Origin of the sequence: Enterobacter cloacae complex sp. P29RS (assembly GCF_014893445.1) — a bacterium.
Taxonomy (GTDB): Bacteria; Pseudomonadota; Gammaproteobacteria; order Enterobacterales; family Enterobacteriaceae; genus Enterobacter; species Enterobacter intestinihominis.
The window spans coordinates 204600-228959 of record NZ_JADBPZ010000001.1; the positions used below are offsets into that span (position 1 = coordinate 204600).

Genomic DNA, 24360 nt, shown 5'->3' on the forward strand with positions numbered 1-24360 from the left:
TTAATTCCTTATCAATACGCCCGGGATGCCCAGAACGCCGTCAGGCGTTCCCAGGTCAGTTCCTGCGTTGAATGAAGTTGTAATCCCGCATGGTTCAGGCCAGGCCCAATCCCGACCGACAGCATTCCTGCAGCGTTGATCGCATCTACCCCTGCGGCGGCATCTTCGATACCAATGGCCTCTTCAGGACGCACGTTCAGTCCTTTACAGGCTGCAAGGAAGATCTCCGGGTCCGGCTTTGAGCGGCAAATGCGCGAAGCATCGGCGCAAAAATCGAAAGCCTGATGAATGCCCAACGCGTGCAAAATCCCAGGGGCATTAAGCGATACGGATGCCAGCCCAATTTTGACCTTCGCGGCGCGAATATCCGCCAGCACGTCGCGAATACCCGGGAGCAGCGAATCCTGCGTCAGTGATGCCAGCGACTGGACGTAAAGCGCGTTTTTTTTCGTCGCCAGCGCCAGGCGCTGCTCGTCACTGAACATCCCCTCTTTCCCGCCATGTTTCAGAATGCGCTGGAGGGAGTCCATACGGCTAATTCCCTTCAGCTGTTCGTTAAATACTTCATCGAAGGTAATACCAATCTCCTCCGCCACGGCGCGCCAGGCCAGAAAGTGAAGATGCGCGGTATCGGTGATCACCCCGTCCAGATCGAATACAACAGCGTTAAGCGTCATGGCGCCCCTCCGTGGTAGCGGTCCCATTAACAGGTGCAAGAAAGTCCTTATGCGCGCAGACTTTTCGCCCTGATACGTGCAGCGTTTTACCCCACAGCGTCAACGTGACAGGTGCGGTAGTCTCAATGGTTAACTGGTCATTTTCACAGGTAATGTGCATTGTTGCGTCCCGCCACCGCAGCGGGAAGGCGAGTTTCTGCCAGTGAACAGGCAGTTTCGGTGCAAGATGCAGCTCCCCTTCGCTAATGTGCAGGCCAGCAAACCCCTGAATAGCGCCCAACCAGATCGCACCGGTGGCGGCGGCATGAATACCGTCATCACTGCTGTGTGGGTCGTCCCCCAGGTCGATGGCGATACCGTCACGCCAGAAGGCATACGCCCCCTCGGTGTCACCGCAGCGTGCGAGCACAATGCCGTGAATGGCTTTACTCAGGGATGAATCATGAATCGTGCGTGGCTCGTAGAACGCAAGATTGGCGGCACATTGCTGCGGCGTAAACCGTTCCGGCAGCAGGTAGTTAAGCATCACCACATCGGCCTGCTTCAGGATCTGCATCTCGTTCACTTCCGCGCGAGAGTAATCAAGCAGAATGGTTTGCTTACCCGCTTTGGCTTTATAGCGGCTCAGATCGATGGCAGGTTTTGCCATGAAGGTATCATCCTGCGGGATCACACCGTCTGCGTCGGCCTCTGGCAGCCACAGGCGCGCCAGGAACTTCCCGGCATTCTCCGTAAAACGCGCATCTTCACGGCCAAACATCGCCATAAACTGACGCGCGCAGGCAACGTTGTGCCAGGCCAGATAGTTGGTGTAGGCGTTGTTGTTGACATGCTCGGTGTATTCATCCGGTCCGATCACGTCATGGATCTCAAGACGACCATTGATTTCCGTCGCGCGTCCCATCCAGAACGAAGCGGTTTCCATCAGTAGCGTCAGCCCCTCATTCCGCATAAAGGCATCGTCGTGTGTTGCCTGCCAGTAAGCGACCACGGCCCAGGCGATATCAGCCACGATGTGATGTTCAGCGAGTGCGGAAGCCACCTTCTGGCGAACCCCGGTGCGGATGTTGATTGCCGCGAATTCTGGCGTCTCTTCCTGTCCGCTGGCCGCACTTTCCCACGGGAACAATGCACCCGGCCAACCGTTACGGCGCGCTTTTTCCCGTGCGCCTGCCAGATTAAGCCAGCGATAGCGTAGCAGGCTGCGGGCAATCTGCGGGCGGGTAAACAGATGGAACGGCAGCAGGAAAATTTCGGTATCCCAGAAGACGTGCCCCTTGTACCCCTCACCCGTCAGCCCTTTCGCCGCAATACTGCTTCGCTCATCATGAGCAGGCGTCATTGTCGTCAGATGCCAGACGGCGTAATCCAGCGCCAGCTGATCCTGTTGCTCTGTGGAAGTCACTTCCACACGTGCGTCGCGCCAGACATCTTTCCAGGCATACGCTGAGCTTTCAAGCAACGCCTCATAACCTCTTGCCGCACAGACTTTAAGATCGGCCAGCGCGTTGCGCGCGAATGACTCCTGCGACAGCGCTTTCTCGCTACGATGAGCCACCCAGACGATCTTTTCAAGCGTGACAGTGTCACCTCGAGCAATCGTCAGCGAATGATGCACGCTGAGACGGCGGTTTTTGGCGGTGAAACAGCTGTCGCTCTTCGTCGAGAGCTGGCAAAACGCCGAAACCACAATCTCAGACGCCCGGTCCTGCGTTTCATACACGCCCTGCATGTAATGCTGGTCAAAGACCCTGACCGAGATTTCATCCAGATGCTGTCTGCCGCTGTTCGTTTGTGTCGCATCTATGCCGGTTTTCAGCACGGCCTGAGCGTCGCCATCAAGCGGTGTGATCGAGAACTGCATTGCCACTAAGGGCAACTGGTCCAGCGAAACAAAACGACGGCTCTCCAGCCGATAACGTTTCCCGTCGGGTGCACGCCAGACAACGTTGCGATGCAGTTCGCCGTTAGCAAAGGCCAGCTCGCGCTGCCATTCAAGAATTTCGCCTGACAGGAGCGTGAAATTGACGCCATCAAGCTCAACATCAATACCGGTGATATCCGGCAGATTGACCAGCTCAGTAGTCTCGTTGCGACCCGCGCAATGATAAAGCCCCGCGAGATACATGCCTCTGGTCTGCTGGGTGTAATCTTCTTCATGCGTAGCGCGAATGCCTATGTAGCCATTCCCGCATGTCATGACAGAGGCATATTTGTTCAGGCTGTGAGGACAAAAGCCCGGATCGTTTAATACAGACACGTTCAGCATAATGTCACGCTTTCCCCTGTTTCTGCTGATTCATAAAGCGCGGCAACAAGCTGTTGTATAACCAGACCCTGTTCTGCGTCAGCGATCATAACGTGCTCTCCCAGCACATGACGCACGAAGGCATCCATACTGCGCAGATGGCGCTGATCGTCCGCCTCTTCACGATGGATAAGGGTTTCTAAAACACCGGCTTCGTCGTTATAGATATGCGCCGGGAACAGCGTTGCGCCTGCCTTATCACCGCAGAAAGAGACGTTCATGATGGACTGCTCGCGGATGTTAAGCGCAAAGGAGGTGTCCAGACGCAGAACGCCGCCGTTGCAGAATTCAATCGTGCCAAACAGGGCATCTTCCACGGTAAACTGCGTAGGATCCCATTCGCCAAACTGACCGGTGTGTTTCCGGTTCCCCAGTCTCTGGAAGCTGTGTGCGGTTACCCGCTTCACAGCCGGGAAGCCCAACACGTACATCGCAGCATCCAGCATATGAATGCCGATATCGATAAGCGGCCCGCCACCCTGGAGCGATTTATTGGTGAAAACGCCCCACCCCGGCACACCGCAGCGACGCAGCGCCTGCGCGGAAGTGAAGTAAATTTCACCGAGTGTGCCGTTCATTACCGCATCGCGCAGGAGCTGGGTGTCCAGGGCAAAGCGATGATGAAAATCATACGCAAGGACTTTTCCTGCCTTGCGCGCCGCGATGCGCATCTGGTCGGCCTGTTCCGGCGTCATTGCCGGCGGCTTTTCACACATCACATGGCAACCCGCTTCGAGAGCCGCCATCACATGTTCAAAATGGAACCGGTTAGGCGAACAGACGCTCACCACATCCGGTTTTACTTTCTGCAACATCTCGTGAGCGTCCTGCCATGCCGATGGAATGGCATAACGTTCCGCGAACGCCTGTGCCTGCTCAAGGCGGCTGTCCATGACAGCCACCATTTGAACATCACTGCGCGTGGCGTAATACGAGGCATGCACTTTGTCTGCAACCTGCCCGGCGCCAATGATGGCGACGCGCAGAGGCAAAGGTGTAGAAGCACTCATCACGCTCGTCATCCTTAGCATTCACGCAGGTAATTGAGTGAGTCCTGATAGGCTTGAGCCGGATCGTCGGCACGAACCCGGCACTCGTACACCACATAACCCTGATAGTTATCAGCACGCAGCTGACCGAACAGGCTGGCGAAATCGAGGCTGCCGCTGCCCGGCTGATAGCGGTGGTTATCAGCAATGTGCACATGACCCAGCAGGTCGCGGTTGTGATGCAGCGCTTCCGTCAGTGAGTCTTCTTCAATGTTCATGTGGTAGAAATCACCGATGATCTGCACGTGCTTCAGGCCGTTCTCTTCGATGTAACGACGCGCGTCGGCCAGGGTGTTGATCATATGATCCTGATAGCGGTTCAGCGGCTCCAGGTAGACGGTAGTACCGGTGCGCGCTGCTACCTCATCCAGCCAGCGCAGGGAAGCGCTGACCGCTTTGCGATCGCCGTCCAGGCTACGTGGCGAAGTCATTGGCGGCAGACGGAAGGTAAACATCCCCCAGGCAGCCGGAACAATAATCCCCTTGCCGCCCACTTCTGCCAGCGCTTCCAGAATGCGTTCAATCTGCTGGAGACCGTTCAGGCGGCGTTCTTCGATGAAATCCCCGATCCAGCCATCGTATCCGCCACACGCCGTCGTGACCGGCAGACCGGTGGCTTTGATAGCGGCTTTCACTTCGTCGAGATGTTCAACCAGCAGTCGGCCATCTATTTCGTAGCCATCAAATCCCATCGCTTTTATGTATTTGAATTTTTCCATGATAGTGGTCGGGAAAAAGGCCTGGTTTTGTGTTGCGATTTTCATGATTTGCTGTCCTTAGCTTAAAAAGTAACGCCCATTTTGATACTGAGTTCCGGGTGCTGATCGACATACTTCATGTAGCTTTCCGGGCTGGTGGTGAAGGTGACGACCGGGTCGATCAGATCTTCACAATTGAGATAACCGTTCATCAGCAATTCCCAGCAGGTCTCTTCAATACGCTTGCGACTCCAGCGTGGATAATCCGGGTTGGGTTCACTGCATGCGCGGGAGAAGACAATCTTCGCGTTGTTGAAGTGTGCTTCGCGGCCCAGGTTGAAGCCTGCCGCAAAAGGTTTGGCGAAAGCCACGTAAGAGATCGTGCCGCCGTAGGCGAGTCCGCGCAGCGCAGATTGCAGCGCATCTGCAAAGCCGCTGGTTTCGATGATCACATCCGCGCCCTGCTTGCCGGTCAGTTTCTTAATTTCAAGACCGACATCGGTACCGATTGGGTTCAGGCAGTGGTCTGCACCGTGACGGCGGGCGATCTCACAGCGATGTTCAATAGGATCGACACCAATAACCACTGACGCGCCAGCTTTTTTCGCCAGCTGAATCGCAATCTGGCCAATAGCGCCCAGCCCGACAACTACAACGAAATCCCCTACGCGGACGTTAGCATCACGCACGCCGCTCATGGCGAACTGAGCCGGATCGTAACAAACGGCGTTTTTCCAGGATGCGCCCTGCGGCATTTTGCGCAGCTTATAGTTGTTCACCGCGTTGACGATGACCGTTTCCTGCATTGGACCGTAGCAGCAAACGCTGTCGCCGATCTGGTATTCCGTTACGTCCGCACCACATTCGATGATGTCGCCGACGATCATGTTTCCCAGCTGGAATTTACCAAATTCGATGCCGCGTGCTGCCCCCTCTTCACGTGGGGTAAACATCTGCCACTCGGCGTTAAACTCTTCATCAATGAACGGGCTTGCCGCGCGGAAATCCACAACTTCGGTGCCGTGTTTCGGGGCGCCATAACGGGCACGAATCTTCACTTCATGTGCTGCAACAGGACGATCTTCGTATTCCACCAGCGCCGCTACACGAGGCGCTGTCGCAACTAATTTTTTCATGACTCACTCCTTGTTAAAATCGGCCGCCTCAGCCCTTTACGCCGCCGGCGGTCAAACCACTTTTAATAAAACGTTCAGACAGGGCATACATAATGACAACGGGCAGTGCGGTCACCAGCGATGCCGCCATCATGCGACCCCAGATGTAATCTGGCGTACTGAAGAGCGTGTTCAGCCCCACCGGCAACGTGAAGTTGCTGGCGCTGGACAGGAAAATGGAGGCGAACAAGTAGTCATTCCACGCCACCATGAAGCAGTAGACAAAGACCGACACCAGACCCGAGATCGCCAGCGGCACGGTGATGCGGAAGATGATTTGCAGGCGGTTCAGGCCGTCCATCATCGCGGCTTCTTCTATCTCATCCGGGATAGTGTCGAAATAGCTGCGCAGCATAAAGACCGCAGTCGGCAACGTCTGCGTCACCATGGTGATGATCAGCGCCAGCTCGGTGTCATAAATGCCGAGCGCGGTGATGATTTTGAACAGCGGCACTACCAGCAGGATCCCGGAGAACATATAGACGGTGTAGAAGCTCGCATTGATCGTCGTGCGCCCTTTAAAGCGCAGTTTGGATAACGCATAAGCGCCCAGCGTACCGAGAAACACCGCAATGACCGAGGAGGTCAGCGACACCACCATGCTGTTACGGAAATAATCCACAAACGGGAAAATCAGCGGGTTAAAGATGTCGATGTAGTGCTGTAACGTCCACTCCTGCGGCAGGATAGTCGGGTGCAGTGAGATCGCCTCTTTCGCGCTTTTGAACGATGTCATCAGCATCACAAAAAACGGAAACAGCGTGATAATCAGGAATACCGCCAGTCCCAGATAAAAACCGATACGGCCCAGAACGCGTTTATTTGTTGCCATTGAGGTTTACCCTTTTTCTGGTCAGCAGAATGACAGCGAAGATGATCACAAACAGCACAACGGAAATGGCGGCTGCTTTACCCAGGTCATTGAACGCAAAGGCGGTTTTGTAGAGATATACGCCCAGAATGTCGACCTTGGTGGTGAGCAGATAAACATCCGCAAACATGTAGAACATCCAGATGGTGCGCAGCGTGACCACCGTGGCCAGCACCGGCATGATGGCGGGCAACGTCACGATACGAAAACGCTGCCAGGCATTCGCCCCGTCCATCTCTGCCGCTTCGTACAAGGATTTATCAATGGTCTGTAGAATCGCGAGGAACGAGATAAAGGCATACGGGAAGTAACGCCAGATGGCGAACAGCACGACCAGGACAAAACTGCTGCCAGGGTTATCGAACCACAGCGGCGCCTGATCGTAGAGATGCAGCAGATCAACGCCAAGATAGTTCACAATTCCGTAGCCGTTGTTGAACATGTATTTCCAGGCAAATACCAGTGAAATAGACGGCGTCACATAGGACAGTATCACCAGTGAACGTGCCGTTTTCCGCATGCGGAATTCACGGTTAAAGAAGAGCGCTACGGCCAGCCCCAGTCCGGTGCTGCCGATCACCACCAGCGCCGTATACCAGAACGTCATCCACAGGGAGTGCCAGAACGCAGCATCGCCCAGGATGCGAATGTAGTTATCCAGACCGACGAACACCGCATCAATACGCGGATTCAGCGGTAAACGTAAAAAACTGATTTCAATGTTAGAAATCATTGGCCAGGCCACCAGGCCCCCCAGCAAAATCAGGCTGGGGGCCAACAGCAGCATGGCGAAAGGCATATCTGAACGACCAGAAAACAACGTCTTCATAATTCCCTTCGCAAAGCGCTCCTATCGTTGTGATATCAGGTCAGTCAGTTTCTTCTGGCTGTTGCTTAACGTCGCACTGAGATCTTTTTGTCCCACCGTCACGTTATGCACCATGGAACTGATAATGCCGGACCCGGTAACATCTCCCATGCGGGTAAAGTTCTTGTCGCCCACGGCACCAAACACCTGGACGTTCGGGAACTGCGCAATCAGCTCGTAAGGCAGTTGACCAAAGGCCTTGATAACGTCGTTGTTTTTCCAGGAATCTGTGCCCACCACGAGTTTATTGACCGGTAGCGCGGCGCCCGGAGACATCATGACCCAATCAGAGGCGTTCTGAGCCTGCTCCATCCAGGTGACAAATTTCTCGGCGGCCTGCGTTTCCTCTTCGGTCTGGCCGGTAGTGATCGTCAACGAAGTGATCATGCCGTACACGGCTGATGATTTTTCCGTCGGGACAACGAACCCCAGGTTGGCCGGATTGCCATCTTTGAAGACCGCGGGCAGGATATAGGTAGAGTAAACGGCCATAGGCGCAGAACCGTTCATGAAGGCGTCTTTGATCTCCATGACATCATTCGAGCCCGGCATGGTGTTCGCGGCCAGTGCCCTATAAAACTCCAGCGCTTTCGACATCTCAGGGGTATCGATTTTCACGCTGCCGTTTGCATCAAAGACGTTGGCCCCTCCTGACAAAGCAAACTGCGAGAAAGCCTGCTCCGTCATGACGCTTTCTGCGGTTGGAAGCGCGATACCGTAATGTTTTTTAGCCGGATCGTTGAGCGCCTGACTGGCTTTCAGCAGTTGTTCCCAGTTGTGCGGTTCCTCGATCCCCGCTGCCGCGAGCGCATCTTTGTGATACCAGACGCCGGACAGCCAGGCGCTAACCGGCACCCCCGTCCATGCCCTGCTATCTTCCGTGCGAACAACGCGTAAAATACCGTCGTAAAATGTCTCCTCGCCCACCGCCTTGATGGCGCGGCCGATGGCGTCACGATCCAGTAGCTGCTCTTTATCCATGACTTTGGCGTAGTCATGGCTGATCTCAATCACCTCCGGCAGCGCACCGGTACGAGCCAGGGTAATTACCTTGGTGTTGTAGGCATCTTCTTCAACGGGTACCTGCTTCACCGTAATCGACGGGTTCTCTTTCTCGAATTTTTCAATCAATTTCGTGATAACGGCCTGACGCTCCTGTTCTACCGACGAGTGCATAAACTCAATGGTGACCTGAGATGCTTTATCGTCCTTACAGCCTGATAACAGGGCGCACGAAACCAGTGCTGATAACAGCACAATTTTTGGCATTTTCATTTTAGGGTCCTTTTTAGTTTTCTTTAATCCACATTACCTGCCATGGATTGAGGATCAGCTCCGTACCGCTAATATCCTGTCCTGATAATAATTCCTTACCAGAAAGCGTTTGTTCATAAACGATCTGCATTTTATTGCTAAAATTAAATAATGCTGTAATTCGCTCGCCATTTTCAGCAACACGAATAATTTTAAGAATTTGTTTACCCACTGCGTCGAAAACAGCCTGACTATCCGGATGGAACGCCCTCTCGCCGCGACGAATAGCGATAAACTTACTCAAACGAGAATAAATTTGATAACGAATACTCTTCTTATTATTCAGTTCGCTATCAAGCTGCCCCGCCGTATATTTTTTCCGGTTAATCGCGCGGTTATATCCGAGGCGTTCGACGCCTTCATAATCGTTCCGCGAACCAAGAATGCTCTGAATATAAACAGCCGGGACGCCTGGGAAACTTAACAACACAGCATGCGCGAGGAGGAACCGTGCAATACGTTCCTCATCTGAACTGTCTTGTAAACTTAACGCATCAAGATAGGTGACATTAATTTCATAAGGGCTTCGCGTTCCGTCAGGATTATTTTTCCAGTTGACCAGCGCGCCTTCCTGCTGAAGATTTTCGACCAACGAGAGGATCTCTGATTCCGGAAGAATGCCGCGCAGCGGATTCAAACCGATACCATCATGCGAGGCCAGGAAATTAAACCATGTAGTGTGTGAAGAAGGCAGTGCCAGCGACCCCGCCCATTGGCAAAGTGCTTTCACATCCTGACGATGAACGGCATGCAGCACCAGCGGAGGTAAGGAAAACTGATAGACCATCTGGGCTTCGTTTTCACCATCACCGAAGTAAGAGATGTTGTCTTTGTGCGGAACATTTGTCTCAGTAATGATCACCGTTCCAGGTGCCACGGCGTCCGTAATGGCGCGGAACAGCTGAATAAGGCAATGGGTTTGTTCCAGATGGATGCAGGTTGTTCCCGGGATTTTCCACATAAACCCGACCGCATCCAGACGGATATAACGCGCCCCTTCCATGAGGTAATGGAGCAGAACGTCAACCATTGCAATCAGCACCTGCGGCGAGGCGAAATTGAGATCGATCTGGTCATCGCTGAATGTAGTCCATAAATGACGAACGCTGCCATCATTAAGCGTAAACGGCGTCAACAGCGGTAGAGCGCGTGGGCGCGTCACCGCGGATAAATCGGTTTCCGGGTCGACAGAAATAAAGAAATCTTCATAACCAGGCTTCTGCGCCAGATAATTAGCAAACCATTCGCTTTTCGCTGACATATGATTGCAAACGAAATCAAACATTAAGCTGGCTGACTGTTTTAATTCCGCGACATCGCGCCAGTTTCCCGTTTCAGGTGCAACGGTATGATAATCAATAACGGAAAAACCATCATCTGATGACCAAGGATAGAAAGGTAAAAGATGGACATGAGAAAAAGTACGAGAAAGCCACTCATTATAGAACCGGGTAAATACCGGCAATGCTTTCTCCCCTTTCGCGGAGATCTGATCGGCATAGGTAATCAGAACAACATCTTTTTCATCCCAGCCTGACTTACGCTTCTCCGTAATATTAACCGCCGCCTGTTGAAGCTTAGTTAATAACACGTCAAGGTGTGCATCTGAAAATGATTCACCGTAAATATGATTGATAAGGTATTTAATTTTTGCGTTCACATTATTTTCCATGGTAGCGGTCCCACGGAGTGGCAATCTACTCCCATGAAAAATATCTGTCAACGGACCTGGGGGCTGAAAAAGGCATTCTCAAAGCAGCGCAACGCAGTAATGTGAGCTGCCGCAAAGAAAGAGAAAAAGCAGAGGGGGAATTCATGCCCTCTCTCAGCGCGAGAAAGGGCTTATATGAGCGGGATTAGCGTGAAAAGTAGCGACGTGAAACGCGTTTTGCCAGTTTTTGTAACAACGGCTCCAGGGCGACCGCCAGCAACATTCTGACCGGCTTACGGGCAACAGACTTGATCGCCCAGCCCGCCACACCAGCCGGACCATAACGTAACGCCGTCATCAGAACCAGTTTACCTGCGATTTTCAGGCCGGGTTTTACCTTCTGACCGGCCTGTTGCCAGTTTTGTTTCATGTAAGTTCTCTCTTAAAGCTGACGGAAACGACTTCTCAGCGTAAAGGTATCGGAGGTGACATAACGTTCCATCTCGCGCAATCGCTTCTCCCCTGCGCTCAGCTGTTCATCCACCGCGTTAAGAAGATCGCTGCTGGTTGGCGTGTTTTCCGCATCCAGCTCACCCTCCGGCATCGGATCAAGTACAAACGACAGAATGATGTAAGCCACCAGTGTAATAAAGGCCAGGCCAAAGAAAATCGACAATACAGTGACCACACGTACCAGTTTTACCGGGACATCCAGATAGTGTGCCAGCCCGGCGCAAACGCCCCGAACCATGCCCTGCTGCGGGATGCGCCACAGTTTTTTATTCAGATTTAGTCCAGCCATTAACGCTCCCTCCAGTTCGGGTGTTCCGCATCCAGGATGGCTTCCAGCGCCTGAATACGTTCGCGCATTTTGTTTGCCTCAGAAGAGAGCTGCGCCAGCCGCTGTTGCTCGCTTTGCGACAGCTCCCCGCGAGAAGAGCGGTTGCTGTAGTGCAGCCATAACCAGATGGGCAGAACAAACAGCACGAAAATTGTCAGGGGTATTGCCAGAAAAAGCGCGCTCATGTGTACTCCTTGTCTTGCGATGCGGCACGCTCAGGTGCCGCAGGATTTATTATTGGTTGTCTTGCTTCATTTTGGCTTTCAGCGCCGCCAGCTGCTCGCTAATTTCATCATCGGCTTTCAGGTCAGCAAACTGCTGATCCAGGGTTTTCTGCTTACCGATGCTGTGGCTTTCGGCTTCCGCTTCCATGTGGTCGATACGACGTTCGAACGATTCGAAACGCGCCATCGCTTCATCCAGTTTGCCGCTGTCCAGCTGGCGACGCACGTCGCGGGACGAACTTGCAGCCTGGTGGCGCAGCGCCAGCGCCTGTTGACGTGCACGGGTTTCGCTGAGTTTGTTTTCAAGCTCACCAATCTCTTTCTTCATACGCGTCAGAGTATCATCCACCAGCGTCACTTCATGTTCCAGCGTGGCCACCATGTCGGTCAGCTTCTGCTTCTCAATCAGCGCAGCGCGGGCCAGATCTTCTTTATCTTTGCGCAGCGCCAGTTCAGCTTTTTCCTGCCACTCGTTAAGCTGGGCAGTCGCCTGCTCAATACGACGCGTTAACTGCTTCTTCTCTGCCAGCGCGCGGGCGGAGGTGGAGCGTACTTCAACCAGCGTGTCTTCCATCTCCTGAATCATCAGGCGCACCAGCTTCTGCGGATCTTCTGCTTTCTCCAGCAGCGAGTTGATGTTGGCGTTCACGATGTCGGCAAAACGAGAAAAAATACCCATAATTCAATCCTCATAGTTCTGTTATCGGGCGATGCCCTGCTGAGTAGTTAATACAAATCCCATGCCAACTTTTTATCTTATTGATTTTACTGGGTGTGATTGATATTTATCCATCCAGCGGCTATTATCACCTGGTGAATATCACTAAGGAGTGGTTAATTTCATCATGGCTGAATATAAAGACAATTTGCTTGGCGAGGCAAACAGCTTCCTGGAAGTGCTTGAGCAGGTATCGCGCCTGGCGCCGCTGAATAAACCGGTGCTCATTATCGGTGAGCGCGGTACGGGTAAAGAACTTATCGCTAACCGTCTGCACTTTCTGTCTGGCCGCTGGGACGGGCCTTTTATTTCGCTCAACTGCGCGGCGCTGAATGAAAATCTGCTCGACACGGAGCTTTTCGGTCATGAAGCCGGCGCGTTTACTGGCGCACAAAAACGGCACCCCGGTCGTTTTGAACGTGCCGACGGCGGAACGCTCTTTCTCGACGAGCTGGCGACCGCGCCAATGCTGGTGCAGGAAAAGCTGCTGCGCGTCATTGAGTATGGCGAACTGGAACGCGTTGGCGGAAGTCAGCCGCTTCAGGTTAACGTTCGCCTGGTGTGCGCCACTAACGCCGATCTGCCCGCGATGGTGGCAGAAGATAAATTCCGCGCCGACCTGCTGGACCGGCTGGCTTTCGATGTCGTCCAGTTGCCGCCGCTGCGTGAGCGGCGCAGCGATATCATGCTGCTGGCCGATCAATTTGCCATTCAGATGTGCCGGGAACTGGGCCTGCCGCTCTTTCCGGGCTTCAGCGAACAGGCCACCGAGACCCTGCTCGGTTACCACTGGCCGGGGAATATCCGTGAACTGAAAAACGTGGTGGAACGGTCTGTTTACCGTCATGGCAGCAGCGAGACCGAACTGGACAACATTATTCTCGATCCGTTTCGGCGCGAGGTTAAACAGCCCCTTGCTCCGGCGGCGCGCCAGCATGATCCGGCGTTGCCGCTCGATTTACGCCAGTTCCAGCATCAGCAGGAGCAGCAACTGCTGGAACGGAGCCTGAAAGAGGCGAAATATAACCAGAAACGGGCAGCTGAACTGCTGGGTCTGACCTACCATCAGTTAAGGGCATTGCTCAAAAAACATCAAATGCGCTGACATTATCAGCACTTACCCCCAGACATTTTTACGAAGCAGGCGTAAGTGCGATACACTTTGCAGATCGAATCTAAAAACCTTAAAAACTATGCGCCTGGTTTTATCATCCCTGTTTGCACTCGGTCTGTTCAGCAATCTGGCCTTTGCTGCGCCCGATCGTACTGCGCCTCCTGATATTCGTGATAGTGGTTTCGTCTATTGCGTCAGCGGGCAAGTTGATACCTTTAACCCGCAAAAGGCGGGGAGCGGCGTGATTGTTGATACGCTGGCCGCACAGATTTACGATCGCCTGCTCGACGTCGATCCTTATACCTATCGGCTGGTTCCGGAGCTTGCTGAAAGTTGGGAAGTGCTTGATAACGGCGCCACGTACCGCTTCCGTCTACGCGATGATGTGGCTTTTCAGCACACCCCGTGGTTTACCCCAACCCGCAAGCTCAACGCGGATGACGTGGTTTTCACCTTCCAGCGCATCTTTAACCGCAACCATCCGTGGCATAACGTCAACGGCGGAAACTTCCCCTACTTCGACAGTCTGCAATTCGCGGACACGGTCAAAAGCGTTCGTAAGCTGGATAACCGCACGGTTGAGTTTCGCCTGACGCGCCCGGACGCCTCCTTCCTCTGGCACCTGGCGACGCACTACGCGTCCGTCATGTCAGCCGAATACGCGGATCAGCTGACGAAAAAGGATCGTCAGGAACGTCTCGATCGTGAGCCTGTGGGCACAGGACCCTTCCAGTTAGCTGAGTACCGCGCCGGACAATACATTCGCCTGCAACGACACGATCATTTCTGGCGCGGCAAACCGCTGATGCCGCAGGTTATTGTTGATCTGGGTTCAGGTGGAACAGGCCGCCTCTCCAAACTGCTGACCGGTGAGTGCGACGTCCTTGCGTGGCCTGCGGCCAGCCAGTTGACTATTTTGCGCGACGACCCCCGCCTGCGCCTGACCCTACGCCCGGGAATGAACATCGCCTATCTGGCGTTTAACACCGATAAGCCACCGCTGAATAATCCGGCCGTGCGCCATGCGCTGGCGTTAGCGATCAACAATCAGCGTCTGATGCAGTCGATTTATTACGGCACCGCGGAAACCGCCGCCTCAATTCTGCCCCGCGCCTCCTGGGCCTATGACGGCGAGGCGAAGATCACGGAATATAATCCGGCGAAAGCGCGCGAACAGCTTAAAGCACTGGGGGCAGAAAACCTGACGCTTCAGCTGTGGGTACCCACCAGCTCTCAGGCGTGGAACCCTAGCCCGCTGAAAACCGCCGAACTGTTGCAGGCAGATATGGCCCAGGTGGGCGTGAAGGTGATCATCGTTCCTGTCGAAGGCCGTTTCCAGGAGGCGCGTCTGATGGACATGAATCACGACTTAACGCTGGCTGGCTGGTCTACCGACAGTAACGACCCGGACAGCTTCTTCCGTCCGCTGCTGAGCTGTGCGGCGATCAACTCCCAGACCAACTACGCGCACTGGTGTAACCGGGAATTTGATGCTGTGCTGCAAAAAGCCCTCTCATCTCAACAGCTTGCTTCACGCATTGAGGCCTACGATGAAGCGCAAAATATTCTGGCCAGAGAGCTTCCCGTGTTGCCGCTTGCCTCTTCCCTGCGCCTTCAGGCCTACCGTTACGATATAAAAGGGCTGGTACTCAGCCCGTTTGGTAACGCCTCCTTCGCGGGCGTGACTCGTGAGAAAGAACAAGAGGTGAAAAAACCATGATTATATTTACCTTGCGGCGGCTGCTGTTACTGCTGGTCACCCTGTTCTTCCTGACCTTTGTCGGCTTTAGCCTTAGCTACTTTACGCCGCACGCCCCGCTTCAGGGCTCATCCCTCTGGGACGCCTGGCTGTTCTGGTTTAACGGCCTGTTGCACTGGGATTTTGGCGTGTCCAGCATCAACGGACAGCTCATCTCTGAGCAGCTGAAGATGGTTTTCCCGGCCACCATGGAGCTGTGTATACTCGCCTTTGGCTTTGCCCTCATGGTGGGGATCCCGGTGGGGATGCTGGCGGGAATTTATCGCAATAAATGGCAGGATAAATTCATCAGCGCGCTTGCCTTAATTGGCTTTTCCATCCCTGTTTTCTGGCTGGCGCTGCTGCTTACCCTCTTCTTCTCACTGACGTTAGGCTGGCTTCCGGTGTCTGGCCGTTTCGACCTGCTGTATAACGTGCAAACGGTGAGCGGCTTCGCCATCGTTGACGCCTGGCTTTCCGATTCAGTCTGGCGCGACGAAATGATCGTGAGCGCCCTGCGCCATATGGTGCTGCCAGTGCTCACGCTGGCCGTCGCACCGACGACCGAAGTGATCCGCCTGATGCGCATCAGCACTATCGAAGTCTTCGATCAAAACTATGTGAAAGCCGCCGCCACACGCGGACTGTCTCGCCTGACGATTCTACGTCGCCATGTGCTGCACAATGCGTTGCCGCCGGTAATCCCACGGCTTGGGCTGCAATTCTCAACCATGCTGACGCTGGCGATGATCACCGAGATGGTTTTCAGCTGGCCGGGCCTTGGACGCTGGATGATCAACGCCATTCGCCAGCAGGATTACGCTGCGATCTCCGCCGGAGTGATGGTGATTGGCTCGCTGGTTATTATTGTTAACGTTGTTTCCGATATTTTGGGTGCCATGGCCAACCCGTTGAAGCATAAGGAATGGTATGCCTTACGATAACGTCTACAGCGAAAAGCGCACGCCTGGTGCGCTACGCACCGTGTGGCGTAATTTCTACGGCGACACCACGGCGATGATCGGCTTTTACGGCTGCATTGGCCTCGTGTTGCTGTGTGTTTTGGGTTCGTGGTTTGCGCCGTATGGCATCGATCAGCAGTTCCTTGGTTATCAGCTTTTACCGCCATCGTGGTCGCGTTACGGGGAGGTTTCGTTCTTCCTGGGGACTGATGATCTCGGACGCGACGTGCTAAGTCGTTTACTGAGCGGCGCCGCACCTACGGTAGGCGGCGCGTTCGTGGTCACCCTGGCCGCCGCGATATGCGGCCTTGCGCTGGGCATTTTTGCCGGCTCAACCCACGGGCTGCGGTCTGCCGTGCTTAATCATATTCTTGATACCTTGCTCTCGATTCCTTCGCTGTTGCTGGCGATTATCGTCGTGGCCTTCGCGGGGCCGCACCTCACACATGCGATGTTCGCCGTCTGGCTGGCCATTCTGCCCCGCATGGTGCGATCGGTTTACAGCCTGGTTCACGACGAACTGGAGAAAGAGTATGTCGTCGCCGCCCGTCTGGACGGTGCCACCACGTTTAATATTTTGTGGTTTGCCGTGCTGCCTAACATTGCCGCCGGGCTGGTGACGGAGATCACCCGCGCCCTGTCGATGGCGATTCTTGATATCGCAGCGCTGGGCTTCCTGGACCTGGGCGCGCAGCTCCCCTCCCCGGAATGGGGCGCAATGCTCGGCGATGCTCTGGAGCTGATTTACGTCGCGCCGTGGACGGTCATGCTGCCGGGCGCGGCCATCATGGTGAGCGTTCTGCTCGTTAACCTGCTTGGCGACGGGATCCGCCGCGCAATCAATGCGGGGGTGCAATAATGCCGTTACTTGATATCCGCAACCTCACGATCGAAATTAAAACGGGCGAAGGCTGGGTTAAAGCGGTGGATCGCATCAGTATTACGCTCGCAGAGGGCGAAATACGCGGGCTGGTGGGCGAATCGGGTTCCGGTAAGAGTCTAATCGCCAAAGCCATTTGCGGCGTGGCGAAGGACAACTGGCGGGTGACCGCCGACCGTATGCGTTTCGACGACATCGATCTGTTGCGTCTCTCCCCGCGCGAACGCCGTAAACTGGTGGGCCATAACGTCTCGATGATTTTTCAGGAGCCGCAATCCTGTCTCGATCCGTCCGAGCGCGTCGGGAAACAGCTGATGCAGAATATCCCCGGCTGGACCTATAAAGGCCGCTGGTGGCAGCGTTTCGGCTGGCGTAAACGCCGTGCCATTGAGCTATTGCACCGTGTGGGGATCAAAGACCATAAAGACGCGATGCGCAGTTTCCCCTACGAACTGACCGACGGTGAATGCCAGAAAGTGATGATTGCTATCGCCCTGGCCAATCAGCCGCGTCTGCTGATTGCGGACGAACCGACGAACGCGATGGAGCCAACGACTCAGGCGCAGATTTTCCGCCTGCTCACGCGTCTGAACCAGAATAACAACACCACCATTTTGCTGATCAGCCACGACCTGCAAATGTTGAGCAAGTGGGCGGATAAAATTGACGTGATGTATTGCGGACAAACGGTAGAAACCGCGCCAAGTGAAGACCTGGTGACGACGCCGCATCATCCCTACACGCAGGCGCTGATCAGGGCGATCCCTGATTTCGGCAGCGCAATGCCACACAAGAGCCGTCTGAATACTCTGCCTGGCGCGATTCCGCTGCTGGAATCGCTGCCCATTGGCTGCCGTCTGGGTCCGCGTTGCCCGTATGCTCAGCGTAAATGCATTGAAACACCGCGCCTGACAGGGCCGAAAAATCATCTGTTTGCCTGTCATTTCCCGCTGAACATGGAGAGAGAGTGAAATGGTCGAAACCTTACTGGAAGTGCGTAACCTGAGTAAGACCTTTCGCTATCGCACCGGCCTGTTTCACCGTCAGACCGTCGAGGCGGTTAAACCGCTGAGCTTTACGCTGCGCGAAAAGCAGACGCTGGCGATTATCGGTGAAAACGGCTCGGGCAAATCGACCCTGGCAAAAATGCTCGCGGGTATGGTTGAGCCAAGCGGCGGTGAAATACTGATTGACGATCATCCTCTGGAATTTGGTGACTACTCTTTCCGCAGCCAGCGCATTCGGATGATTTTTCAGGATCCGTCAACGTCCCTCAACCCGCGCCAGCGTATTTCGCAGATCCTGGATTTCCCGCTGCGGTTGAATACCGACCTGGAGCCGGAAGCGCGTCGCAAACGGATTGTCGAAACCCTGCGTCTGGTAGGTCTCCTGCCCGACCATGTCAGCTATTACCCCCACATGCTGGCTCCGGGCCAAAAACAGCGTCTCGGACTGGCCCGCGCGCTGATCCTGCGCCCGAAGGTCATTATCGCCGACGAAGCGCTGGCGTCGCTGGACATGTCGATGCGTTCGCAACTCATCAACCTGATGCTGGAGCTACAGGAAAAGCAGGGGATATCGTATATCTACGTGACTCAGCACCTGGGCATGATGAAGCACATCAGCGATCAGGTGCTGGTGATGCACCAGGGTGAAGTCGTTGAGCGCGGCAGTACCGCTGACGTGCTGGCCTCCCCGCTCCACGACCTGACAAAACGCCTGATTGCCGGACACTTTGGTGAAGCATTGACGGCCGATGCGTGGCGGAAAGATCGTTAGCCGTTGCGTAACCCGCTTGCCAGCAGAGTAAACACCTCGATGGCATGCGGCAGCGTCTTCTGCGGCTCGTCACTCGCGGCAATCATCAAGGCAGCATTCAGCGCAACGCCGTTCAACAGATGGGCTGCGACTTTCGCATCCATTTTTTTAAGCACGTTGCGTTCGATTAATTTTTCGATGGTCTGGCGGGTCGACTCAAGACAGCTGTTCTGGCTGGGCCATTGCGCCGGATCGCCCAGAACGGCCGGACCGTCAAGAAGCACGATACGCTGAACTTCCGGAACGAGCGCCATGTTGATGTAGGCGATGCCTTCCGCCAGCAGCCGCTCCCAATCATCGTCTGTGGCCGCGGCAACGGCTTTCGCGTTGCCCGCCATTTCGCTGTCTATCTGCGCGACCACCGCCGCCAGTAACCCTTTCTTATCTCTGAAATTATGATACAGCGCACCGCGCGTTAACCCCACGCTTGCCGTCAGTTCATCCATCGACGCTGCAGCAAAGCCTTTCTCAGCAAACGCCTTTCGCGCCGCATGAATCAATTTTTCGCGATTTTCCTGAGCTGTTTCAGCACGACGTTTTGTAGCCATAGAACTTCCTATAAAAGCGATATTTTTAATTTGACATACGCGGCGTATGTGAATTACATTTTTTTTCACATACATTGCGTATGTTACTTCTCTTAAGTAACCACAACAACGTCTCTGACAGAAAAGGAAATGCCATGCATCCACGTAATCCTGTCTTCCCTGCCAATCGACATGCCCTTTATGAGGAGCATGGCTATTCGGCTGCTATTCGCTCTGGCGATCTGTTATTTGTTTCCGGTCAGGTCGGCAGCCGCAGCGATGGCACGCCTGAACCTGATTTCGCCGCTCAGGTGCAGTTGGCATTCGATAATTTACAGGCGACTCTGACCGCCGCAGGATGCACTTTTGACGATCTAATTGATGTCACGACGTTTCATACCGATCCAGAAAACCAGTTCCCCGTCATCATGGAGGTGAAAAAACTGGTGTTTCCACAGCCACCTTACCCAAACTGGACGGCTATCGGCGTTAACTGGCTGGCCGGATTTGATTTTGAAATTAAGGTTATTGCCCGAATCCCCTCGCCAGCGAATTAATATCCGGCCGTCTTAGCGTGAAGCTTCTGGCCAACCTCTGGTTGGATGAGGCGAACCCAGCACCTGGTGATATACTGCTGGAATACACACGAAATAGCCTGATAAAGAGTCAGTTCAACGTCTTTCGTGCGCCCAGTCACGGCACGTGAGCGAGAAATATCGTGACACAAGGGGCTGTGAGTGGGCTATAATTTCGAGCTAATTTCGAATGATTTTGAAATACTGCCTGTAACGCTATGAATTACAAGGCAAAATAAGCAATGAATATAAGGATTAAAGCTATGGGTTTTCTTTCCGGTAAGCGCATTCTGGTAACTGGCGTTGCCAGCAAACTGTCCATCGCATACGGCATCGCACAGGCTATGCATCGCGAAGGCGCTGAGCTGGCGTTCACCTACCAGAACGACAAGCTGAAAGGCCGTGTTGAAGAATTTGCCGCGCAGCTGGGTTCCAGCATTGTTCTGGAATGTGACGTTGCACAAGACGAAAGCATTGATGGCATGTTTGCTGAACTGGCTAAAGCATGGCCGAAATTCGACGGTTTCGTTCACTCCATCGGCTTCGCTCCGGGCGATCAACTGGACGGCGACTACGTGAACGCGGTTACCCGTGATGGCTTCAAAATCGCTCATGACATCAGCTCCTACAGCTTCGTTGCGATGGCAAAATCCTGCCGCGCGATGCTGAACCCGGGCGCAGCCCTGCTGACCCTGTCCTACCTGGGCGCAGAACGCGCTATCCCTAACTACAACGTTATGGGTCTGGCGAAAGCGTCTCTGGAAGCCAACGTGCGCTATATGGCGAACGCAATGGGTCCTGAAGGCGTGCGTGTTAACGCAATTTCTGCGGGTCCAATCCGTACTCTGGCCGCTTCCGGGATCAAAGATTTCCGTAAAATGCTGGCACATTGCGAAGCGGTTACCCCGATTCGTCGTACCGTTACCATCGAAGATGTGGGTAACTCTGCGGCATTCCTGTGCTCTGACCTTTCCGCGGGTATCTCCGGCGAAGTGGTTCACGTGGACGGCGGCTTCAACATCGCTGCCATGAACGAGCTGGAAATCAAATAAGTCTGTTACTCTCTTCCCGACTGGGAAGAGAGTTTTCTCCCCTCCCCGCACTTCGTTATTCCGTTCTGCTATTTGTTATCACCTAACAATATTTTTCCCCTCATCCGCCTTACGCCAGGATATTGATCGCCATTTTGAGATCAAGGAACGCCCATGGAACAACGCCGTTTTTCCGGCAAAGGCCACTGGTATCACGAAACCCAGTCGAATAATTCGCAGACGGACGTTCTGCCGCTGGTGCCTGAAGCCGCTAACGTCGACGATCGTTTTTTGCTCGATTTAGCCCTGCCTGACGACATTGCCGCAAGCTGTTGTGGGTGGCTTACGCCAGCCCGAACCTTGTGCCGCCTCTTATTCCCGCTCGATACTCCCGTAAACCGTCTGCACACGCTTAGCGCCTACGACAGACTGAGCACGGCGTTGACGGTTTCCCAGGCGTGTGGCGTCCAGCGGCTCTGTAACCACTACGCGGCGCTCCTCGCCCCCCTTCCGGGCCCCGACTCTTCCCGGGAAAGCAATCGACGCCTTGCAGAAATCACTCAGTATGCCCGCCAGCTGGCGAGCTCCCCGGACGTCATTGACGATAAAGCGCAAACCCAGCTTGATGAGGTGGGACTGACAACGTATGACATTGTGCTTATCAACCAGATCATCGGCTTTACTGGTTTTCAGGCGCGGGCGGTTGCAGTGTTTCAGGCGCTGCTTGGCCATCCGGTACGCTGGCTACCGGGACACCACATTCAGCCCCATACACTACCGCTGAGCTTTACCCGATGGACAGCCACCCAGCCCGTAGTCGAACTAAAATATGCCAGTGCGGTTCAACTTGAGGCGCTCTCACGCTGGCAGGCCGAACCTGCGCTTTCAGCGCTCACGCCGGTTCTCTGCCATGAGCCGATGCTGCTGAATCTGACGGGCGAGATACTGGTTAACCACCCACAAAGCGAAGCCCAGCCATCTGCATCGCTCTCAGCCGCCCATACGCTGCTGCTTACGTCTCCCGATCGTTTTAGCGCCGCCCAGTTAACGCCTCTCACGGAGGCCGGTATCCCACCGGGCAAGGCAATTAACCTGTTAACCCACGGCGCTTTTAATGGCTGGCTGGACCGTCTTCGCGTGGCGCTTGGCAAAGAGGAATAACCACACGCTTTACCTAAAGAGCGCTTGCTGTAGCAGTGAGAATCGCGTAAAACTGTCAGCCGCTCAATGGCTACGAAAATAGAACATTATGTTTCAGGACAACCCGCTGCTAGCGCAGCTTAAACAGCAACTACATTCCCAGACGCCCCGTGCAGAAGGGGTCGTAAAAGCCACGGAAAAGGGCTTTGGCTTTCTTGAAGTTGACGGACAGAAGAGCTACTTCATTCCGCCTCCTCAGATGAAGAAAGTGATGCATGGCGACCGCATTTCGGCCGTTATTCATACCGAAAAGGAACGAGAGTCTGCCGAGCCGGAAGCACTGATCGAACCTTTCCTGACCCGCTTTGTCGGGAAAGTGCATAAAAAAGACGATCGTCTTTCTATCGTACCGGATCATCCTCTCCTGAAAGATGCCATCCCTTGCCGCGCCGCGCGTGGCGTTGAGCATGACTTTGTCGAGGGTGACTGGGCGGTTGCCGAAATGCGCCGTCATCCTTTAAAAGGCGATCGCGGTTTCTACGCCGAGCTGACCCAGTTCATCACCTTTGGCGAAGACCATTTCGTCCCATGGTGGGTGACGCTGGCGCGCCACAACCTCGAAAAAGAAGCGCCGGATGGCGTAGCGACCAAAATGCAGGACGAAGGTCTTGAGCGTCGCGATCTGACAGCGCTGGACTTTGTCACCATCGACAGCGCCAGCACCGAGGATATGGACGATGCGCTGTATGCCGAAGAGGCAGCGGATGGCAAAATGCATCTGACCGTTGCCATCGCCGACCCTACCGCATGGATTGTCGAAGGCAGCAAGCTGGACGAAATGGCCAAAGTGCGTTCGTTCACCAACTACCTGCCGGGCTTCAACATCCCGATGCTGCCGCGCGAGCTTTCCGACGATCTCTGCTCCCTGCGTCCCCATGAAGTGCGTCCGGTACTGGCCTGCCGCATGACCATCGCGGCTGACGGTACCATTGAAGAAGATATCGAATTCTTCGCCGCCACCATCGAATCCAAAGCTAAACTGGCTTATGACAACGTGTCCGACTGGCTGGAAAATACCGGCAGCTGGAAGCCTGAATCCGATAATATCGCTGCGCAAATTCGTCTGCTGCATCGCGTCTGCCAGAGCCGCAGTGAGTGGCGCCAGACCCACGCCCTGGTATTTAAGGACCGCCCGGACTACCGCTTTGTGCTGGGGGAAAAAGGCGAAGTGCTCAACATCGTCGCCGAGCCACGCCGTATTGCCAACCGTATCGTTGAAGAAGCGATGATCTCCGCCAACATTTGCGCCGCACGCGTGCTGCGCGACAAGTTAGGCTTTGGCATTTACAACGTGCACACCGGCTTTGACCCGGCTAACACCGAAGCGCTGGCCGCCCTGCTCAAAACCCATGACGTCCACGTCGATCCGGAAGAGGTGCTGACCCTGCCAGGCTTCTGCAAGCTGCGCCGCGAGCTGGACGCACAGCCGTCAGGTTTCCTTGACAGCCGCATTCGCCGCTTCCAGTCCTTTGCGGAAATCAGCACCGAGCCAGGCCCGCACTTCGGTCTCGGTCTTGAGGCATATGCCACCTGGACCTCCCCGATCCGTAAGTACGGCGACATGGTTAACCATCGTCTGCTGAAAGCGATCATCAAAGGGGAATCTGTTGCCCGCCCACAGGATGAGACTACGTTGCAGATGGCAGAGCGTCGCCGTCTGAACCGTATGGCGGAGCGTGATGTCGGCGACTGGTTGTACGCGCGTTTCCTGAATGATAAGGCAGGGACTGACACCCGTTTCCCGGCTGAAATCATTGACATCAGCCGCGGCGGTATGCGCGTGCGTCTGGTGGATAATGGCGCCGTTGCCTTTATTCCTGCCCCGTTCCTGCATGCCGTTCGCGACGAACTGGTTTGTAGCCAGGAAAACGGGACCGTGCAAATTAAAGGCGAAACGGTTTACAAAGTCACTGACGTGATTGATGTAAACATCGCTGAAGTCCGCATGGAAACCCGCAGCATTATCGCGCGCCCTGTCGCCTGATAACCGCGTAGACTCCCGGCCGTTCCGTTCAGGGATGGCCGGGAGTTCTCCCCAGTATTATCTCTCGCAAAATCATCGTTTTTTCTCACACTTTTCTGTTTCCTACCGCCACATTTCGCCAGAATTATCTACAGTAA

The 24360-nt window shown here is 54.5% G+C and carries 24 protein-coding genes; 10 read left to right on the plus strand and 14 right to left on the minus strand.

The genetic code is table 11. The annotated features are described in order from the left end of the window. Positions 1-11 precede the first annotated feature (11 nt). From pgmB to pspA, 13 genes are all read right to left on the minus strand, one after another. A complete protein-coding gene (gene pgmB, locus IM282_RS00930) occupies positions 12-677 on the minus strand; it encodes a beta-phosphoglucomutase (RefSeq protein WP_022648295.1) in 666 nt (221 codons plus the stop codon). Further along, entirely contained in the window at positions 667-2946 is a 2280-nt protein-coding gene (locus IM282_RS00935; RefSeq protein WP_192970017.1) for a glycoside hydrolase family 65 protein, read from the minus strand. Before IM282_RS00935 ends, pgmB begins: the two co-directional genes overlap by 11 nt. Then, positions 2940-3998 (minus strand): Gfo/Idh/MocA family protein, encoded by a 1059-nt coding sequence (locus IM282_RS00940; protein WP_088581801.1) that lies wholly within the window; start codon positions 3996-3998, stop codon positions 2940-2942. The genes IM282_RS00935 and IM282_RS00940 overlap by 7 nt, the downstream gene beginning before the upstream one ends. An 11-nt stretch (positions 3999-4009) precedes the next feature. Beyond that, on the minus strand, positions 4010-4798 hold the full coding sequence (locus IM282_RS00945; RefSeq protein WP_023300245.1) for a sugar phosphate isomerase/epimerase: 789 nt from the start codon (positions 4796-4798) through the stop codon (positions 4010-4012). 17 nt (positions 4799-4815) lie between these two features. Next, a complete protein-coding gene (locus IM282_RS00950) occupies positions 4816-5868 on the minus strand; it encodes a zinc-binding alcohol dehydrogenase (protein ID WP_192970018.1) in 1053 nt (350 codons plus the stop codon). 28 nt (positions 5869-5896) lie between these two features. Then, the gene (locus tag IM282_RS00955) at positions 5897-6739 is read right to left on the minus strand and encodes a carbohydrate ABC transporter permease (protein ID WP_003856865.1); all 843 of its coding nucleotides are present in this window, start codon (positions 6737-6739) and stop codon (positions 5897-5899) included. Further along, the gene (locus IM282_RS00960; RefSeq protein ID WP_154051333.1) at positions 6726-7607 is read right to left on the minus strand and encodes a carbohydrate ABC transporter permease; all 882 of its coding nucleotides are present in this window, start codon (positions 7605-7607) and stop codon (positions 6726-6728) included. The genes IM282_RS00955 and IM282_RS00960 overlap by 14 nt, the downstream gene beginning before the upstream one ends. Before the next feature lie 21 nt (positions 7608-7628). Beyond that, entirely contained in the window at positions 7629-8921 is a 1293-nt protein-coding gene (locus tag IM282_RS00965) for an ABC transporter substrate-binding protein (RefSeq protein ID WP_192970019.1), read from the minus strand. A 13-nt stretch (positions 8922-8934) separates the two neighbouring features. Further along, positions 8935-10632, minus strand: coding sequence for a sugar phosphorylase (locus IM282_RS00970; protein ID WP_192970020.1), 1698 nt, complete (start codon positions 10630-10632; stop codon positions 8935-8937). A 184-nt stretch (positions 10633-10816) separates the two neighbouring features. Beyond that, positions 10817-11041, minus strand: coding sequence for a phage shock protein PspD (gene pspD / locus IM282_RS00975; RefSeq protein WP_006810818.1), 225 nt, complete (start codon positions 11039-11041; stop codon positions 10817-10819). Between the two features lie 12 nt (positions 11042-11053). Further along, complete coding sequence (pspC, locus tag IM282_RS00980; protein ID WP_006810819.1) at positions 11054-11413, minus strand: envelope stress response membrane protein PspC; 360 nt, start codon at positions 11411-11413, stop codon at positions 11054-11056. Continuing rightward, positions 11413-11637 carry an envelope stress response membrane protein PspB gene (gene pspB, locus IM282_RS00985; RefSeq protein WP_022648304.1) on the minus strand — a complete coding sequence of 75 codons (225 nt, stop codon included), beginning with the start codon at positions 11635-11637 and terminating at the stop codon, positions 11413-11415. Before pspB ends, pspC begins: the two co-directional genes overlap by 1 nt. Positions 11638-11686: 49 nt before the next feature. Then, complete coding sequence (gene pspA, locus IM282_RS00990) at positions 11687-12355, minus strand: phage shock protein PspA (protein ID WP_022651342.1); 669 nt, start codon at positions 12353-12355, stop codon at positions 11687-11689. A 151-nt stretch (positions 12356-12506) separates the two neighbouring features. Here pspA and pspF point away from each other — a divergent pair, with 151 nt between their 5' ends. The 6 genes from pspF (at position 12507) to sapF (ending at position 18867) form a co-directional block, all read left to right on the plus strand. Then, positions 12507-13499 carry a phage shock protein operon transcriptional activator gene (gene pspF / locus IM282_RS00995; protein WP_162882544.1) on the plus strand — a complete coding sequence of 331 codons (993 nt, stop codon included), beginning with the start codon at positions 12507-12509 and terminating at the stop codon, positions 13497-13499. An 88-nt stretch (positions 13500-13587) separates the two neighbouring features. Then, complete coding sequence (gene sapA, locus IM282_RS01000) at positions 13588-15228, plus strand: ABC transporter substrate-binding protein SapA (protein ID WP_022648307.1); 1641 nt, start codon at positions 13588-13590, stop codon at positions 15226-15228. Further along, complete coding sequence (sapB, locus tag IM282_RS01005) at positions 15225-16190, plus strand: putrescine export ABC transporter permease SapB (protein ID WP_022648308.1); 966 nt, start codon at positions 15225-15227, stop codon at positions 16188-16190. Before sapA ends, sapB begins: the two co-directional genes overlap by 4 nt. Further along, entirely contained in the window at positions 16177-17067 is an 891-nt protein-coding gene (sapC, locus tag IM282_RS01010) for a putrescine export ABC transporter permease SapC (RefSeq protein WP_003856843.1), read from the plus strand. Before sapB ends, sapC begins: the two co-directional genes overlap by 14 nt. Then, positions 17067-18059: a putrescine export ABC transporter ATP-binding protein SapD gene (gene sapD / locus IM282_RS01015; RefSeq protein ID WP_003856840.1), complete on the plus strand. Its 993-nt coding sequence runs from the start codon at positions 17067-17069 to the stop codon at positions 18057-18059. The genes sapC and sapD overlap by 1 nt, the downstream gene beginning before the upstream one ends. 1 nt (position 18060) lies before the next feature. Then, positions 18061-18867 carry a putrescine export ABC transporter ATP-binding protein SapF gene (gene sapF / locus IM282_RS01020; protein WP_003856838.1) on the plus strand — a complete coding sequence of 269 codons (807 nt, stop codon included), beginning with the start codon at positions 18061-18063 and terminating at the stop codon, positions 18865-18867. On the opposite strand, the gene IM282_RS01025 is transcribed toward sapF, so the two are convergent. Continuing rightward, entirely contained in the window at positions 18864-19454 is a 591-nt protein-coding gene (locus tag IM282_RS01025; RefSeq protein ID WP_022648309.1) for a TetR/AcrR family transcriptional regulator, read from the minus strand. The two genes, sapF and IM282_RS01025, sit on opposite strands and share 4 nt — an antisense overlap. Before the next feature lie 134 nt (positions 19455-19588). Between IM282_RS01025 and IM282_RS01030 the strand changes: the two genes are divergently transcribed. The 4 genes from IM282_RS01030 to IM282_RS01045 all read left to right on the plus strand — a co-directional run bounded on the left by IM282_RS01030 (position 19589) and on the right by IM282_RS01045 (position 24223). Next, positions 19589-19990: a RidA family protein gene (locus IM282_RS01030; RefSeq protein WP_048966771.1), complete on the plus strand. Its 402-nt coding sequence runs from the start codon at positions 19589-19591 to the stop codon at positions 19988-19990. Between the two features lie 281 nt (positions 19991-20271). Then, a complete protein-coding gene (fabI, locus tag IM282_RS01035) occupies positions 20272-21060 on the plus strand; it encodes an enoyl-ACP reductase FabI (protein WP_003856831.1) in 789 nt (262 codons plus the stop codon). 153 nt (positions 21061-21213) lie between these two features. Beyond that, on the plus strand, positions 21214-22200 hold the full coding sequence (locus tag IM282_RS01040; RefSeq protein WP_192970021.1) for a CMD domain-containing protein: 987 nt from the start codon (positions 21214-21216) through the stop codon (positions 22198-22200). Between the two features lie 88 nt (positions 22201-22288). Continuing rightward, positions 22289-24223, plus strand: coding sequence for an exoribonuclease II (locus tag IM282_RS01045; RefSeq protein ID WP_192970022.1), 1935 nt, complete (start codon positions 22289-22291; stop codon positions 24221-24223). The last annotated feature ends 137 nt before the right edge of the window (positions 24224-24360 follow it).